The following is a 15,427-nucleotide window of genomic DNA, read 5'->3' as shown; positions in this document are numbered from 1 at the left end:
GGGGAATATTGATCACATTGGAGCCGACATACCTGATTGGGCTAGCGCTCTCGTTTTTCGGTTTTCTATTTGCCGCAGGCAAGCTGTTCCTGGCACAAGTGGACCGCCGGCAGAGTGAGCGGGATGACCGACAGGAACAGCAAACTCAGGCCCTACTTAAGCAGCTGGGCCAACAGGCCGAAAGCGTGAATCAACAGTTGTCCCAACAAGCTGAAAGCGTGCATCGCTTGGAGAGGGACTTCCTGAAGTTTCAGGGAGACCTACCTCTCTCTTATGTGCGCCGCGAAGATTACATGCGCAATCAAACGGTAATCGAAGCCAAGTTGGACGCTGTGGCGCTGAAAATCGAGAACATCCAATTGAGGGCACACCGATGAATGTGGATCAAGCGAAATTGCGTCGTGAATCGCTGCGCTGGTATCTGCTGCTGGCACTGTACAACGCACGTCCGGAAGAAGTCTGCGAGGACATCGTATTGATGACGATGCAGACGCTATACCCCGACGTCACGGCACTGGAGGTCCGCAAAGAGCTGGATTACTTGGCCGTCCGGGTGCTGGTGAAATTGCGCAAAGAGGCTAGCGGGCGGTGGTGGGGCGATCTGACCCGATACGGCGTCGATATCACCGAGTACACCATCGACTGCGAACCTGGCATTGCCCGACCCCAAAAATACTGGGGCCAATGAGATGGCGCGTCGCAACAGTGTCGAGCAGTTGCCCAAAGCGGTACGCGACTGGCTGGACAAAGCGCTGATCGATGGCAATTTCAGCGGTTATAAGGCGCTGGAGGAAGCCCTGCGCGAGCGTGGCTGCGCGGTCAGCCGATCAGCGATTCACCGCTACGGCCAGAAAATCGAGCGCCGATTCGCCGCCATTAAAGCGAGCACTGAGGCGGCGCGCTTTCTAACCGAGGGCGCGGCCGATGATCAGGACGCACGCAGCGAAGCGGTGATCGCACTGGTGCAGACAGAGATGTTTGAAAGCATCGTCAATCTGCAAGAGGCCAACGAGGAAGACATCCGACCGGAAGACCGCATCGCGCTATTGTCGAAAGCGGCGAAAAACATCGCCACCCTGGCCAGGGCCAGCGTCAACCAGAAGCGGTTTCGCCAGGAAGTGCAGGCGAAGGTGGACACAGCCGCCGCCAATGTCGAGAAGATCGCCCAGAAAGGCGGCCTGTCGGCCGAGGTAGCAGCACAGCTGCGTCGAGAAATCCTTGGGATTGCGGGCTAAAGCAACGTGAGCATGGGGACTGAAATGTATGAATGGCATGTGAAATACAGTGAAACGAAGAGCAATGGCTCGCGCATATCCTGCGAAGTTTACGAGGCGACGGTGATTGCCGACAGCGAGGAGGAAGTGAGGGCCATTATGGCCGAAGCGGAGCCGGATATGGTCATTGATAGTCTCCTCCAGGGCGAGGCCGTGGATGAAAGCTAACCTTCCAGTTCAGCTCCCCAATACGGCAAGCATTGAGGCTCCGGCGGCCTTGATGGGGTATCAGCAGCGCTGGGTTGCTGACCCGTCCCCGCTCAAGGTCATAGAGAAAAGCCGCCGTACCGGCCTGACCTGGGGTGAGGCCTCAGATGATGTGCTGTCGGCCGCGACTGCCCGCAGCGCCGGCGGGCAGAACGTCTACTACATCGCTTACAACCAGGACATGACTATCGAGTACATCCAGGCATGTGCGATGTGGGCACGAGTCTTCAATTACGCGGCCGGTGAAGTGGAAGAAGGGTTTTGGGACGGGGAAGACGATGCGGACAAACACATCAAGACCTATACCATCCGATTCCCCGCCTCCGGCTTCCGTATCGTCGCCTTGTCCAGCCGGCCGTCCAACTTGCGCGGCCGGCAAGGGATCATCGTCATTGACGAGGCCGCATTCCACGACAAACTGGGCGAGCTGCTGAAAGCAGCGCTGGCCATGCTGATCTGGGGTGGCAAGGTGCGCATCATTTCCACCCATAACGGCACCGATAACCCGTTCAACGACCTGATTGAAGATATCCGGGCCGGCAAGCGCAAAGGCAGTGTGCATCGTGTGACATTCAAAGAAGCCGTTGTAGACGGACTTTATCGGCGGGTTTGCTTACGTCTGGGCAAGGACTGGAGCGCTGCGGACGAGGCCGAGTGGATGGCGGGGGTCTACGCCTTCTATGGCGATGGCGCGGTGGAAGAGCTGGACTGCGTGCCGGCCAATTCGGGCGGTGCCTGGCTATCGCGTGCGCTGATTGAGCTACGCATGTCCACAGAGACCCCGGTTTTGCGCTACGAGTGCAAGGAGGGATTCGAGCTGCTGTCCGACACCACCCGTCATCTTGATTGTCAGGACTGGATTGAGGAACACCTGGACCCCGTGTTGAAAAAGCTGCCACCGGAGCTGAGGTCATTCGACGGCCAGGACTTTGCCCGTAGCGGCGATCTGTCGGTGCATGTGCCCTTGATTGAGCAGCAGAATCTATTGCATCGGGTGCCCTTCGTGTTAGAGCTGCGCAATGTTCCATTCCGGCAGCAGGAACAACTTTGTTTTCACTTGCTGGATGGGTTGCCCAATTTTGCTGGGGCCGCGTTCGACGCTCGAGGGAACGGTCAATACCTTGCGGAGGTGGCCATGCAGCGCTACGGCGTGGAACGCATTCATCAGATCATGCCCACCGAAAGTTGGTATCGCGAGCATATGCCGCCATTGAAAGCCGCTCTAGAGGACGGCGAATTGATCGACATCCCCAAAGATAAGGACATTTTGGCCGACCTGCGGTCGGTCCAAATCATCAAAGGCGTGCCGAGGGTGCCCGAAAGCCGAACGGCGGGAGAAGACAAGGGCCAGCGCCACGGTGATGCGGCCATTGCGCTGGCACTGGCCAAATACGCCAGCCGCGAAATCAACGTAACGCCATTAGCCACCCGCGGCTATCACGGCATCAGCCGCGGCATGCACGTCGCGTCCGGTCGTTTCGGTCGCGGCACCTGGTAAAGGAAGAAAAATGGCGAGCAGAATCCTTGGCCCCGATGGCCAGCCGATCAGCACCGGCCTGTTAAAAACCACGATCGCAACCCCGACCACCACCGGGGTTCGTCAAATTGTTGCCGGCGTCACTCAGGGCTGGACCCGCATCGACTGGGCACCATGTTGCGCAATGCCGTGACTGGCAATGCCAGCGACTACCTGAAGCTGGCCGAAGATATGGAAGAAAAGTACCTCCATTACGGCTCTGAGCTGTCAACGCGTAAACGCGCCCTGGTCGGCTTGGAACTCTATGTCGAACCGGCCGGCGACGATGCCGCCAGTCAGCGCGCCGCCGAGCTGGTAGAGCAGGCGCTGGAGCCGGTGCGGGCTAGCCTGTTCGATTTGCTGGACGCCATCGGCAAGGGCTACTCGGTGCATGAGATCGATTGGGAAACCAGCGCTAGCCAATGGATGCCCAAGGGGCTGCAATACCTGCAGCCGTACTGGCTGCAGACCCGCAAAACCGAGCCGGACACGTTGTTTCTGCGCTCGGATATGGACCAGGCGGGGGAACCGCTGCTGCCGTACAAATTCATCGTGCACAAGGTGAAGGCGAAATCCGGGGTGTTGATCCGCGGCGGCTTGGCCCGGATGGCGACTTGGGCCTTCTTGTTCAGCAATTTTGCGATCAAGGATTGGTTAACCTTCGCTGAAGCCTACGGTCAGCCGCTGCGTGTCGGCTACTACGAGAAAAGCGCGACGCCGGCGGACATCGACTCGCTGCTGCAAGCGCTGCGCAGTCTCGGCACCGACGCGGCGGCGGCGATCCCCAAAGACATGCGAATCGACTTCGTCGACGCCGGCAATAAGACGGCATCGGTCGATATCTATGCAAAACTCGGCGAGTATTTCGACCGCAACATTAGCAAGATCGTGCTCGGGCAAACGCTGTCGACCAATGCCGGCGAAAGCGGTGGCGGCGCTTACGCGCTCGGCAAAGTTCACAACGAAGTGCGACAAGACATTTTGGAGTCGGATGTCGGGCAGCTCGAAACGACACTGGCCCGCGACTATGTCCGGCCGCTGGTTGATTTAAACCTCGGGCCGCAGTCGGTTTATCCGTCGATCAAGATTCGTGTCAATAAACCCGAGGACTTGACCGCGCTGGCCGGCGTCGTCAATACGCTGGTGCGGGCGGGTTTGCCAATTAGCCAGGACTCGGTTTATCAGCGCTTTGGCCTGGAGAAACCCAAAGAAGGCGAGGCATTATTGCAGCCCGTTGACGCCGGCGTTGGCCTGGCCCAGGCCGCCAATCGTTATCGCGCAGCCAACCAGCTGCAGCCTAGCCAGAGCGGGCAACTGGACGCGCTGCAGCAGCAACTGACCCAGGCCGGCCAGCAGCCGCTGGACGCGATGCTGCAGGTCATCCGCCAGGCGCTGGCCGATGCGCCAGACTTGGAGTCGTTCCGAGCCTGGCTGCTGGACGCCTACGGCGATCTGCCAACCGAGCAGCTGCAGCGCGTGATGCATACCGGTTTCAGCCTTGCCGAGTTGGCCGGGCGCTACGATGTGAACCATGGCCGATAGCCTGGCCGCGGTGTTCAAGCGGCCTTGGGATGCCCAGCTCAACTACTTTCGGCAGAAACTGAATCTGGGCACCGAACGCTGGACCGACATCATGAAAGGCCAGCACGACAAGGCCTTCGTGGTGTCCGGTGCAATGGCCGGCGATTTGCTGGAGGATTTGCGCCAGGCTGTCGACAAGGCTGTCGCCGGCGGCAGCACGCTGGCGGATTTCCGGCGCGACTTCGACAAGATCGTTGCGGAGCGTGGCTGGGAATACAACGGCAGTCGCGACTGGCGCAGCCGCGTGATCTACCAGACCAACCTGGCCAGCAGCTATGCCGCCGGCCGCTGGCAGCAGTTGACCGACCCGGACATGCTCAAGGTCCGGCCATACTGGCGCTACAAACACAGCGACTCGGTGTTGCGGCCGCGCCCGCAACACTTGGCCTGGAACGGCCTCATTCTGCGGGCCGACGACCCATGGTGGCAGATCCATTTCCCTCCTAATGGCTGGGGCTGCCAGTGCAGCATCGTCGCGGTATCCGAACAGGAACTGCGCGGCAAATACGGCAAACTCGGCCCGGACACCGCGCCGGTTATCGAGACCCGCGAGATTATTCGGCCGGATGGCTGCAGCGTCTTTGTGCCGGATGGCGTCGATTTTGGCTGGGACTACGCCCCCGGCCAGGCTTACCTGGGACGCCAGTTGCTGGACAAGGCGGCCAGCACCTCGGCGCGGATCGGCGCGGCTGCGGTGCGCAGCGCGGCGGAAAACATCGACGCCCTGGACAAGGTGCTCCAGGAACAATGGCGGCCGCTTGTGCAACGGATCTACCCGGACCCGAGTAACTACAAGCCGAGCAAGCAGCGCATCCACATCGGCGCGCTGGCCCCGGAGCTGGTCGAGCACATCGAAACCGTGACCGGTCAGGAACTGGCCACTGCGGTGATCTCGGTCGACGACAGCGAGATCAAACACGCGCTGCGCGATGCCGGCGGTAAGGCGACAAAGCGGGTCAGCCAGGCGGACGCCCTGCGCGCTGTAGTCGGCATGTACCAACCGGAAAGGGTGTACCAGGTCGTCGAGCAAGGCGAGTCCAAGCCGTTGTACCTGATGATCTATCCGGCCCAGGGCGGCAAGAAACACGTAAAAGCCGTAGTCAGTGCAAATTACCGCACAAAGGATAAGCAAGATGGCAAACGAGTCAGCATTCAGACCAACACGTTAACGACACTAGGCTATGTGGAGTTGTCGGATTTGGATAACCCAGCGCAATACCGGCGGGTCAAATAGAGGAGGAATCACCGCGCAGACAGGACGCCACTTCCTGTGTGGGCACGCTCAGGGGGAGAGCTTGCCATACGTACAGGCGAATTCACGTATTCCCGCACGGTGCTTAATGATTATGAGTGAAAACAGCTTTGAAATCAAAGTGGTCAGCGACACGGTCGAGAAATCGCTGGCGCAACTGGAGCAGCGCGGCAAAAACTTGCGGCCGGCGCTGCTGGACTGGGCGGAATGGGCAAAAGGCGAAACCGACGAGCGTTTTAGTGAACAAAGCGACTGGTCCGGCACGCCATGGCAGCCCAATGCCCCGGCGACGCTCACCGCCTATTTGCGCACCCACGGTGGCCGCAAGAACTACAAGCGGGACGGCAAGCTGAGCAAGTCCGGCGAGCGCCGTCTTGGCGCAAAGCGCATTCTGCAGGTCGACGGCAATCTGCGCCGCGCCGCATTCAGCTATGCCGCCAGCGCGGAAGGACTGCGCTTCGGCCCTTGGGGCAATGGCCTGGACGCCTACGGAGCGATCCAGCACTTGGGCGGCAGGGCTGGCCGTGGCCTCAGTGTCTATCTGCCTGCACGTCCCTACCTGCCGGTGGATGAAAACGGGCAGCTGGCACCGCGGGCCGAGGCGGAGCTGGTGGCCGTGATCAATCGCCATATTGATGGAGAGGGCTAATGCCGCCTAGCGTTGATGAGTCAGTCACGAATCACTTACCATTCTCAATCCAGCCAATACCCTTTTCTGGGCAGAGAATAATTAGCTTCTTGTACCAAGCCAGATCAGGCGTAGCCTCGCCAAATGAAAAGCTCCCCTCGCTTACATAGAAGCATTGATCGCCTTTTTTAACTTTGAAGCTTGCATTTTTTAAATCGGAAAATTCATACACTGAAGTCGGCTCCACACTCATGACTTCAAATTTCTTTAGCTCCAGGCGCTCCTTCCAAAATTTGGGTTGCTGGCTCAAAAAGTATATGGATGTAACTGCAACGGAGATTGCAGCCACAATAAAATTGATAAGTAAGGCTTTTTTCATTTCTTGGGGTAGAGCTCTTTTTTTACTGCTCGATTGGATTTTTCGATAACAGCAAGCAATTCGGCGGGGCTACCGGAAAAGGAATCCAACGAGGATCATGGGCCAATATATTGACCAACTCCAAAGCGTCAGCAACATTAGACGAGCAGCTATTACTGAACAAACTATATGACGTCTCGTCCGGATGCTTGCGTTTGAACTCCCGATCAACTTTAATTCGCCGCTCCAATTCGTTTTTTACGATGTCCTTCTCTCTTGTTGATACAGAGAGATAAACGCCAACATTGTCGCGCCAACGGTTGCCGTTGACATTGATAGTGTCGTTTGCTCTCTGAACAACCCCGCCGTTCAGGTAGGTATTCTTGTCGGTTTTCACATACTCTTCATGCGCACGGCTATAGACCTGGCCATCAATGACAATGGCGGCATGCCCCCATTGAGAGCCCATGCTGCGCATCCTAGAGTCGCTGATGATAACCTCGATTAGCTCCCGCTTTAACAGCACCTTTTTGAGCTCATCATTGGTGGTAGGCGTTGAGGTCTGCTTCCTTACCAGGAACAGGTCTTTTCCGCTCGGTGCTTTAAGGGTTTGACTAGCGTTTTCCCCGGCCACGTTCAGCCCTCCAGGTAGATGCTGAGTTCTTCCGACTCAACAGTGGCTTTTGTAAGATGGGTGTGTCCATCATCGTCTGTGACGCCATGCTCGACTTTTCCATCCGCTCGCACAATAGCGTACTCATGGTTAGCCAAGGGGTGGCCGGACGACTCGTCTAGGAGCTGGAATTTCTCATTGAACATTTGGAGCAAGCAGGCGGCTCCTGTGGCGGCCAGAGCCATGCCGGCTCCAATGCCCGATGAGGAAGAGCCGCTGCTTTCGTAAGATCGGCCGACCTCCGGCATAGTGGAAATCAATGTTGCGCCGCAACTGACCTTGTGCCCCTCAAGCGCCACGCCTTTACCATTCACGACCCAAGAAGAATCGCCTTCGACGATGACGCAGTTCGTGTGCCCCTGTCTCGGACAACTCACGGCATCCCCAATCAAAGCGACCGGCTTGCCAAAGAAAACCGTGGTCGATGCGGCACTGGTGACAAAACCACCGTGATCGGTGGGGTCTCCCAAGCGGATAACTCGCTTCATTGAACGACCTGCAAGAGAAGGAAAGTGCGCATTTTAGATTGCACATGCTTTCTTAGACACTGGCCTTTGTATCGAGCCACCAGATCTTCGGCTTTGCTTGGGCAGGTTTTGAAGGAGGCGCAGAAACGCCCGCTATCGCGGCAAAGGTGGATAGGATGGGGCGATGGTTGCCAGAGGGCTAGCAAGACACAGCCAGCCCCCGTTAACTCGCGTTAAATCGAAGCTTGAAGTAGGCAGACCAGCTTGCCCTTGCGTGTTCGAGGGTCCCTTCCACTCAAAGAGGAACGTCCGCACACGCCTTGCAAGCCCTTTTGGCCTCAACCTTATGGCATACTGACCACATTTTTTGAGATGGTATCAAGCCGTGGACATTAATGAATTAGGTTGCCAAGTACTCCGGTTGTCTGAGTTAGCCAATAAAGTATTACCTCTATCAGTGATTGTGGCGGTTCTCTTATTTTGTACTCGGGAGTGTATAGAAGCCAAACGCAGAAAAAAATCGAAGGCGTCTAAGCTAAAGGCTTGCGCTATTGTTTTAGGTAAAGAGTTGCGTAGTAACTTTGATGCATTACCAAATTTTTTTAGAATTCTTGAATTTTTGGTTAAGCACGAAAACAATCAAAACTTGAAGATGGAACTCATAGCCCTTAGGCATGGTCATGAATCATTTGTTGCAAGTACCGATAAAGACCTATTGCAAATGCCGCTACATAAAATCTCAACAACGAAATACGAGAGCTTAATTTTTGAGCTATCTGATTTAGACGCAGAACTAAGTGGATCAATGATAAAAACCTATGAGTTAATCTACTTTCTGTGTAATGAAAGAAACTTACTAGCCTCGCTTGGATTAAATGAGTTAGACGGTTTTCTCAAAATGTGTGCTTTGAGAAAGGCCCAAATGCTAATTGACAATCAGGAAGAGTATCAAAGTGCCATAAAAGAAGAGTATAAGAGGCTAACCGGAGAAGACATGTACCCGTCAGCGTAATTTGGACGTTGTTCCAAGTTATTTTCGAATTATCCCTACCGAATTCCTTCCTCAGTTTTTTCTCAAAGCGGCCGCAACACAATGCGGCCCATGAACTCGCAAACCTACTTCCGCGCCCTCAACTCCGCCGCCGATATGACATCGCGAGCGGCCTGCTCTATGAGCCTTGAGCTCGTCGATGGTCAAGTGCCGGAATGGGTCCAGTTGCTGCCGGCTGGACAATTTAGCGGCAGGGATGGGCGCGGCCCATGGCTTGCAGACATCCCGGCCATCCTGAGCGCGTTCATGGCGGATCAAAGCGGCGGCATTGAGCCGGTGTTTGATTACGACCACCAAACAATGCTTGTGCAGCAAACCGGACAAAAAGCGCCTGCCGCAGGCTGGATCAAGGCCATGGAGGAGCGAGGCGGGGCCGTCTGGGCACGCGTCGAGTGGACCGCGGCCGCCGCCGATCAAATCGGCAAAAAAGAATACCGCTATATGTCCCCGGTTTTCGATTTCGACCCAACCGGCCGCGTGGTCTTCATCGTCTCGGCCGCTCTCAGCAATATCCCGAATCTGTTTTTGCGTGCCCTCAACACCACACATGGAGGAACCATCGTGGAATTAGCAAAACTGCTGGAACTGCTCGGCCTGCCGGCCGATGCAGATGCCGCCGCGGCCGTTAAGGCGATCAAGGCGCTGGTGACGGCCAAGAAGGAAAATCAAACCGCGGCCAACAGTTTGCGTCAGGCCGTCGGCGCAGCGGATGACGCTACGCTGCAAACCGTTGCCAACAGCGTGCTGACCGGATTCGTGCCCAAAGCAGAGTACGAACGCGTCGCCAATGCGCTGGCTCAGCATGAGGCTGGGGCGAAGGACTCGGAGATTGACCAAATGCTCGACGAGGCAATCAAAGCCGGCAAGATCGCGCCGGCCTCCCGCAGTTACTTCCGCGCCCAGTGCGCGGCCGACATGTCGTCGTTCCGCCACTTCGTCGCCGGCGCTCCGGTCATCGCGGCCGCGGCTGATGCGCAGCGCGCCGCCAATGCAAAAGGCGATGGCCAGCACGGTGGCGGCGACAACCCGCTGATCGCCAACGCCAAGGCCCGCGCCCAGAAATAAGGAGTTTTCATGCCTACCATCACCGAACAAATCAAGCCGACTATCCCGCTCCAGGGCGAGCCTGGCTTGTCGCAAGAGAGCGTCCTCGTCGGCCCGGCCGCGCTGGCCGCCGGCACCCTGCTGGGCGTGGACAAGCTGGATGACGAACTGGCGGTTCCCTGGCTCAACGCCGCCGACCCGCTGCCTGAGTTCGTCGTTGGCGTGGTGCGCACTCCGTTGGCCGCGGCCGCGGCTGGCGTCACTCAGCGGGCGGCCAATATCGTCGCCGGCAACTGCCTGTTGGCCCTGGACACCCTGCCGGTGTTGCGCGATGCAAAAACCAGCGCACCGGCGCACTACCGCCAGGCTGTGCGCATGTTGTCCGCGCGCGGTGCCCGGATCGTCGAACGTAATTAAGCAAAGGACACCACAATATGCCCACTACAATCGCAGATATTTTGAAAGACCCGGCATTCGGTGTTGCCAGCCTCACCGAATCCATTAAGTTGCTGCCGAACATGTACAGCAAAGTCGGTCAGCGCGGCATTTTCACACGCAAAGGGGTCAACACGCGGACTGTTGTTATCGAGTACGCGAATGGCCGGCTCCACTTGCTCGGTCCGAAAGAGCTTGGGGCGCCGGGCAGCCGGTCTGCTCGAAAGGGCCGGAATGTCCGCTCTTTCGTCATCCCTCACATCCCGCATGACGATACGATTCTGGCGTCGGACCTGAGCGGGAGCCGTGGCTTTGGCTCGACCGATCCGGTTGCGGATGTCGCCGCGGTGGTGAATGACCGTCTCCAGGAGATGAAAGCGCGGCATGACTTGACGCAGGAATGGATGATGCTGGGCGCGATCAAAGGCCAAATCTTGGATGGCGACGGCAATCTGCTGTACGACCTGTTCAAGGAGTACGGCATCTCCAAAAAGACCATCGAATTCAAGCTGAGCGATGCGGCATTCGATGTCAAACGCGCCTGCATGAATGTCTCGCGCCACATCGAGAAGAACCTGATGGGCGACCGCTATACCAGCAAGCTGGTCTGGGTAGATGCGGATTTCTTCGATGCCCTGACGGCTCACCCCAAAGTCGAAAAGGCGTTCCAGGGCTGGTCGGCGGCGCAGGAAGCGCTCGGAGGCGATACCCGCAGCGGCTTCAAATTCGGCGGCTTGACCTTCGAAGAATATGTGGGTGAGGTCTCGGACAGCACGGACAAACTCCATCCGCTGATTGATCCGGGTCGTGGGCATGTGGTGCCGCTGGGGACTGTTAACTCGTTCCGCACTTACGATGCGCCAGGCGATTTCATGGAAGCGGTGGGCACGGTCGGTGAGCCGTACTACGCCAAGATCAAAAACACCGATTTTGACCGCGGCGTCGACGTGCACACCCAGTCCAACCCGCTGCCTTTGTGTCTCCGCCCTGAGATGCTGGTAGAACTGGCGCTGAAATAGCGCAGCAGTAGAGAGACGGCGACCGGTGGCGTGCGGTAACACGTCGCCGGCCAGCTGACCTGCAGAAGCACCTGCAAGCCAACCCGGAGGCCGTCACTTTCTGGCCAGAAAGCGAGACCAGTCTACCGGGTTTCAAGAAACTTGCAGCATGAATAAAACCATTGCAGAGGAAATACGGTGCGGATGTTGCCATAAGAAGCTGGCGGAGGGATGGTATGTGGAACTGCGCATCAAGTGCCCTCGGTGCAGCGCCATGAACGCCTTTGTGGCTACATCTCCACGCATGCCAACATCGGCGCGAGATTGCCTCGACTACCGGCGACGACAGCGCAGTAAACCGTAACGCCGGGTATTCGCCCGGCCCAAAGCCCGAGGGCCTCGCGCCCCGACTCCAGCGCCCCTAGAGAGCCACTGGAGCCCAGCATGACGAGCAACCCCATTGTGCCCTGGATCGGTGGCAAACGCCGTCTAGCCAAGCACATCTTGCCCCTGTTCCCCAAACACACCTGTTACGTCGAGCCCTTCTGCGGTGCGGCGGCGCTGTTCTTTTTGAAGGCACCGTCCAAGGCTGAGGTGCTGAATGACATCAACGGCGAGATCGTCAATCTGTACCGAGTCGTCCAGCACCACCTGGAGGAGTTCATCCGGCACTTCAAATGGTCGCTGACCTCCCGGCAAATTTTCAAATGGCTGCAGGCGACACCGACGGAAACGCTGACGGACATCCAGCGGGCGGCCCGATTCTATTACCTGCAGAAAACGGCCTTTGGGGCCAAGGCCGAGAACCAGACCTTTGGCACCATGACCACCAGTGCGCCCCGGCTCAATTTGCTGCGATTGGAAGAGGAGCTGTCCGCGGCCCATCTGAGACTGTCTCGGACCTTGATCGAACACCTGGATTGGAAGAGCTGCATTCAGCGCTATGATCGGCCGCACACCCTGTTTTACGCAGACCCTCCATATTGGCAAACCCAGGGCTATGGCGTGCCCTTCCCATTCGATGAGTATGTGGCACTGGCCGAGATCATGCGTCAGTGCAGGGGGCAGTTTGTGTTGAGCATCAACGATCATCCAGCGATCCGTGAGGTGTTCCAGGACTTCTACCAGGAACGCGTCAGCATTCGCTACACCGTGGGCCAGGGAGCCGCTAGGAAGGAAGCCGGGGAGCTGATTATTCTCAACCGACATTCCAATTGAATGGCTTCAAAATGGGTGCTAGCATTTCGTGCCAAACATTTAAATAGGTCTTGGCACTTTGTTTGGCTCTACTACCAAAAAAAGGAAAATTCATGGGATTTTTTGATAAGTTGGATAGCGTAAAAGAGTATGGGATTTGGTATGCAGCTGCCTTTGTCGCTCTCTATTTCCTGGTGCGCTTTGTGTGCGAAAAAACACTGGACAAGGGGCTAATGACATCAAGCATTGTTCTGGCGCTCGGCCTGCTGGCACATACGTTTATTCCGCATGGTTGGACCATTATGCAAAGCGACAATGTGCCCTGGGCTGTGAGTAGGGTCTATAGCATCGACGACCTTTGGTTCCTGATCAAATTAAAGTTCTACGCCGGTCTGCTGGGAATTGGTGTTGGAGCCATTCTGTGGAACCGGATGGTCCGGGATTGGTAAAGCACTACCGAACCCCTTCCTGACTGTTCCCCCCTTATCATGCCCGCACAATGCGGGCATGACTGCATCTAGCCCCTACATCACCACCCCTGATCTGGAAGCCCGCTTCGGCCGGGACTTCCTGCTCAACGCGACCGATCCGACCAACACCGGTGAAGTGAATACGGCAAAAGTGGAGCGGGCCATCGCCGACGCCACCAGCTTAATCAATAGCTATCTTGGCAAGCGCTATCTGCTGCCGGTGCCGAATGTGCCCGACGCGCTGCAGCGCATTGCCGCCGACCTGGTCCGCTATTTCCTGTTCGACAGCCCCAGCGAAGACATCAGCAAACGTCATGATGCTGCCCAGCGCTGGCTGCGCGACGTGTCCACCGGTGTCGTCTCCCTTGGTCTCCCGGAATCGAAAGCACCGGCCAGCGCCGTCGGCGCGGTGGTCGTAGACGGCCCCCCGCGGCTGTTCACGCGTAAGACCATGGAGGGGTACTGATGCGCCCCAATCACCTGGCACTGGGTGCTCACCTGGTAGCGCGGCTGCGGGCTGAAATCGCAGGCGTTCGAACAATAGAACAACGTGGCGAGATGGACGATTTGTCGAGCGGCAGTCAGATCTCCCCAGCGCTGTACGTGATCTATCAGCGCGACGTGCTGCCGCGTGACAGCCAGTCGGCCGATGCTCAAAACCTCATCCAGCAATACTGGCTGGTGGTGGCCGTGATGCAAGGCAACAACGCCGCCGCATTCGACAAAGCCGGCCAGTTGCTGGCCCAGGTACGCGATGCCTTGTTGGGCTGGTCTCCTGATTTCTCCCATTACGACAAGCTGGAAGCGGCCACGCCGCCGCCGGCGCTGTACCAGGACGGCTTCGGCTATTACCCGCTGCTGTTCACCTCCGACTTTTACGCCTGATGAAAGGAGCCCACATGGCTGGCCATAAGCAAAGCGTCCGCCTCGTCCAGGCCCACAAGAACGCCGGGACCGAGTTGCCGGCAGGCTCGGTGCTGGTCGTCGCGGAATCCACTGCGGAATGGCTGTTCCGCCACGGTATCGCGGAGCCGGACAACGGCCCGGCGACACCGCCGCAACCTACCCAATCCACGCAGGAGAACGAACAATGAGCTACGCCCCGTACCAAGAGACTACCGAAAAACATGTCTACGCCATCAACGGCCAGTTTTTCTGGTCGGTTTACGGCGAAAACAAATTTGTGCCGTTCGCAATGGTCGACAAGGCCGAAATCACGATCAGCGAAGAGACCGAGGAATTGCCCAATGCATTCACGGGCAATGGCAATTTCGAGAAATTCGCCCGAGTAAAGTCCGTCATGGTGGACTTCAACGTCCAGCAGTTTTCCCCGGCAGTCATTGCCGAACTGACCCAGGGGGCATTCGCCACCCGCGAAGCCAAGACGGTGACGGACGAAGTCTGCATCGCTTACAAGGGTTCAGTGATGCGCATTGAGCACGCCGGCGGCAGCGACTACCAGCTCAGCGACAAGGCCGGCACCAAGGTCTATAAGGCCGGCGTTGATTACTTCCCCACCGCGGCAGGCCCGATCCCGACGCCGGGCGGCCAAATTACCGATGGCAGCGAGGTCAAAGTCAGCTACAAGGCCGCCGAGGCCAACGTCGTCGAGTGGCTGTGCGGCAGTCGCAAGGAACGGTCGCTAATGTTCGTGGGCATCAACCGCGCCAGCAACCGCGAAGTGGTGGTCGATCTGTTCCGGGGCAAATTTGGTTTTGCGGATAAAACTGCGCTGCTCGGCAAAGGCTATCGCTCCAGCGGGGTCAAGTTCGAATGCTTCGAAGACCCGCTCCAAGTCGGCGAAAACCGCAGCCGCTGGATTCGCGAAACCCTGCTCAAGTAACCCACCAACGGGCGCGGCCACCGCGCCCTGGAGAGACCCTCATGCGCATTCAAAAAACCCTCAACATCGGCGAACACCAAGTCACGATCCAGGAACTGACCGTCGCCGATATCCGCGGCTTGATGGTGACATCGCTAGTCGGCCAGGCGATTGCCGAAGACAGCGATTTGCAGGCCGACCTGATCCTGCGTAGCACGCTGTTGGCCGACCTGAGTCTGGACGAGCTGGCCGCGATGACCAGTTTGTCGCCAGCTGGGCTCGACAGTTTCAGCCAGTCTGAGCTGCAGCAGCTAGTTGACGCATGCAGGGATCTGAACCCGCTTTTTTTCGGGATGCGAGCGAGGCTCGCGGAAGCAAAGCTGCAGGTGCAAATGGCGACGATAGCCGCGACGCCGTGGCTCGCCAGTTAGACGAGCTGGAGACTCTGCTCGCC

General features: G+C 57.7%; 24 protein-coding genes. 21 read left to right on the top strand and 3 right to left on the bottom strand.

Annotated elements, in window-relative coordinates:
• Nucleotides 1-8 precede the first annotated feature (8 nt).
• The 9 genes from HQN78_RS03835 to HQN78_RS03795 all read left to right on the top strand — a co-directional run bounded on the left by HQN78_RS03835 (nt 9) and on the right by HQN78_RS03795 (nt 6,479).
• Nucleotides 9-377, top strand: a complete 369-nt coding sequence (locus tag HQN78_RS03835; RefSeq protein ID WP_233620762.1) for a hypothetical protein — start codon at nt 9-11, stop codon at nt 375-377.
• Complete coding sequence (locus tag HQN78_RS03830) at nt 374-688, top strand: hypothetical protein (RefSeq protein WP_114152740.1); 315 nt, start codon at nt 374-376, stop codon at nt 686-688. The genes HQN78_RS03835 and HQN78_RS03830 overlap by 4 nt, the downstream gene beginning before the upstream one ends.
• 1 nt (nt 689) lies before the next feature.
• Entirely contained in the window at nt 690-1,235 is a 546-nt protein-coding gene (locus HQN78_RS03825) for a DUF3486 family protein (protein WP_114152741.1), read from the top strand.
• 12 nt (nt 1,236-1,247) lie between these two features.
• Nucleotides 1,248-1,442 (top strand): hypothetical protein, encoded by a 195-nt coding sequence (locus tag HQN78_RS03820; protein WP_114152742.1) that lies wholly within the window; start codon nt 1,248-1,250, stop codon nt 1,440-1,442.
• Nucleotides 1,432-2,979 carry a hypothetical protein gene (locus tag HQN78_RS03815; protein WP_235088024.1) on the top strand — a complete coding sequence of 516 codons (1,548 nt, stop codon included), beginning with the start codon at nt 1,432-1,434 and terminating at the stop codon, nt 2,977-2,979. Before HQN78_RS03820 ends, HQN78_RS03815 begins: the two co-directional genes overlap by 11 nt.
• A gap of 10 nt (nt 2,980-2,989) precedes the next feature.
• Nucleotides 2,990-3,151 (top strand): hypothetical protein, encoded by a 162-nt coding sequence (locus HQN78_RS03810; protein WP_235088022.1) that lies wholly within the window; start codon nt 2,990-2,992, stop codon nt 3,149-3,151.
• Entirely contained in the window at nt 3,133-4,539 is a 1,407-nt protein-coding gene (locus tag HQN78_RS03805) for a DUF935 domain-containing protein (RefSeq protein ID WP_235088019.1), read from the top strand. The genes HQN78_RS03810 and HQN78_RS03805 overlap by 19 nt, the downstream gene beginning before the upstream one ends.
• Complete coding sequence (locus tag HQN78_RS03800; RefSeq protein ID WP_235088017.1) at nt 4,529-5,812, top strand: phage minor head protein; 1,284 nt, start codon at nt 4,529-4,531, stop codon at nt 5,810-5,812. The genes HQN78_RS03805 and HQN78_RS03800 overlap by 11 nt, the downstream gene beginning before the upstream one ends.
• 112 nt (nt 5,813-5,924) lie before the next feature.
• A complete protein-coding gene (locus HQN78_RS03795) occupies nt 5,925-6,479 on the top strand; it encodes a phage virion morphogenesis protein (RefSeq protein ID WP_235088014.1) in 555 nt (184 codons plus the stop codon).
• 31 nt (nt 6,480-6,510) lie between these two features.
• On the opposite strand, the gene HQN78_RS03790 is transcribed toward HQN78_RS03795, so the two are convergent.
• The 3 genes from HQN78_RS03790 to HQN78_RS03780 are packed head-to-tail and all read right to left on the bottom strand — an operon-like array spanning nt 6,511 to nt 7,977.
• On the bottom strand, nt 6,511-6,837 hold the full coding sequence (locus HQN78_RS03790; protein WP_107731712.1) for a hypothetical protein: 327 nt from the start codon (nt 6,835-6,837) through the stop codon (nt 6,511-6,513).
• 22 nt (nt 6,838-6,859) lie between these two features.
• Nucleotides 6,860-7,450 (bottom strand): hypothetical protein, encoded by a 591-nt coding sequence (locus tag HQN78_RS03785; protein ID WP_235088012.1) that lies wholly within the window; start codon nt 7,448-7,450, stop codon nt 6,860-6,862.
• 2 nt (nt 7,451-7,452) lie between these two features.
• Nucleotides 7,453-7,977, bottom strand: coding sequence for a PAAR domain-containing protein (locus tag HQN78_RS03780; protein WP_235088009.1), 525 nt, complete (start codon nt 7,975-7,977; stop codon nt 7,453-7,455).
• A 364-nt stretch (nt 7,978-8,341) separates the two neighbouring features.
• Between HQN78_RS03780 and HQN78_RS03775 the strand changes: the two genes are divergently transcribed.
• The 12 genes from HQN78_RS03775 to HQN78_RS03720 all read left to right on the top strand — a co-directional run bounded on the left by HQN78_RS03775 (nt 8,342) and on the right by HQN78_RS03720 (nt 15,404).
• Nucleotides 8,342-8,968 (top strand): hypothetical protein, encoded by a 627-nt coding sequence (locus HQN78_RS03775; RefSeq protein WP_235088007.1) that lies wholly within the window; start codon nt 8,342-8,344, stop codon nt 8,966-8,968.
• A 90-nt stretch (nt 8,969-9,058) separates the two neighbouring features.
• Nucleotides 9,059-10,072: a phage protease gene (locus HQN78_RS03770; RefSeq protein WP_235088005.1), complete on the top strand. Its 1,014-nt coding sequence runs from the start codon at nt 9,059-9,061 to the stop codon at nt 10,070-10,072.
• Nucleotides 10,073-10,081: 9 nt separating this feature from the next.
• Nucleotides 10,082-10,468 carry a hypothetical protein gene (locus tag HQN78_RS03765; protein WP_235088003.1) on the top strand — a complete coding sequence of 129 codons (387 nt, stop codon included), beginning with the start codon at nt 10,082-10,084 and terminating at the stop codon, nt 10,466-10,468.
• Between the two features lie 17 nt (nt 10,469-10,485).
• Nucleotides 10,486-11,505, top strand: coding sequence for a major capsid protein (locus HQN78_RS03760; RefSeq protein WP_235088001.1), 1,020 nt, complete (start codon nt 10,486-10,488; stop codon nt 11,503-11,505).
• A gap of 148 nt (nt 11,506-11,653) precedes the next feature.
• Nucleotides 11,654-11,848 carry a Com family DNA-binding transcriptional regulator gene (locus tag HQN78_RS03755; RefSeq protein WP_235087998.1) on the top strand — a complete coding sequence of 65 codons (195 nt, stop codon included), beginning with the start codon at nt 11,654-11,656 and terminating at the stop codon, nt 11,846-11,848.
• Between the two features lie 80 nt (nt 11,849-11,928).
• Nucleotides 11,929-12,702 (top strand): DNA adenine methylase, encoded by a 774-nt coding sequence (locus HQN78_RS03750; RefSeq protein ID WP_235087995.1) that lies wholly within the window; start codon nt 11,929-11,931, stop codon nt 12,700-12,702.
• A 92-nt stretch (nt 12,703-12,794) separates the two neighbouring features.
• Entirely contained in the window at nt 12,795-13,130 is a 336-nt protein-coding gene (locus HQN78_RS03745) for a hypothetical protein (protein WP_235087993.1), read from the top strand.
• A gap of 58 nt (nt 13,131-13,188) precedes the next feature.
• Complete coding sequence (locus HQN78_RS03740; protein WP_235087990.1) at nt 13,189-13,617, top strand: gp436 family protein; 429 nt, start codon at nt 13,189-13,191, stop codon at nt 13,615-13,617.
• 92 nt (nt 13,618-13,709) lie between these two features.
• Nucleotides 13,710-14,036 (top strand): hypothetical protein, encoded by a 327-nt coding sequence (locus HQN78_RS03735; RefSeq protein WP_235087988.1) that lies wholly within the window; start codon nt 13,710-13,712, stop codon nt 14,034-14,036.
• A 14-nt stretch (nt 14,037-14,050) separates the two neighbouring features.
• Nucleotides 14,051-14,245, top strand: a complete 195-nt coding sequence (locus HQN78_RS03730; RefSeq protein ID WP_235087986.1) for a hypothetical protein — start codon at nt 14,051-14,053, stop codon at nt 14,243-14,245.
• Entirely contained in the window at nt 14,242-14,994 is a 753-nt protein-coding gene (locus HQN78_RS03725) for a hypothetical protein (RefSeq protein ID WP_107731721.1), read from the top strand. Before HQN78_RS03730 ends, HQN78_RS03725 begins: the two co-directional genes overlap by 4 nt.
• A gap of 41 nt (nt 14,995-15,035) precedes the next feature.
• Complete coding sequence (locus HQN78_RS03720) at nt 15,036-15,404, top strand: hypothetical protein (protein ID WP_114152758.1); 369 nt, start codon at nt 15,036-15,038, stop codon at nt 15,402-15,404.
• Nucleotides 15,405-15,427: the final 23 nt, after the last annotated feature.

Origin of the sequence: Chromobacterium sp. Beijing, assembly GCF_021496765.1 — a bacterium.
In the GTDB taxonomy this organism is placed as follows: domain Bacteria; phylum Pseudomonadota; class Gammaproteobacteria; order Burkholderiales; family Chromobacteriaceae; genus Chromobacterium.
This window is presented reverse-complemented; position numbering and strand designations above follow the sequence as displayed.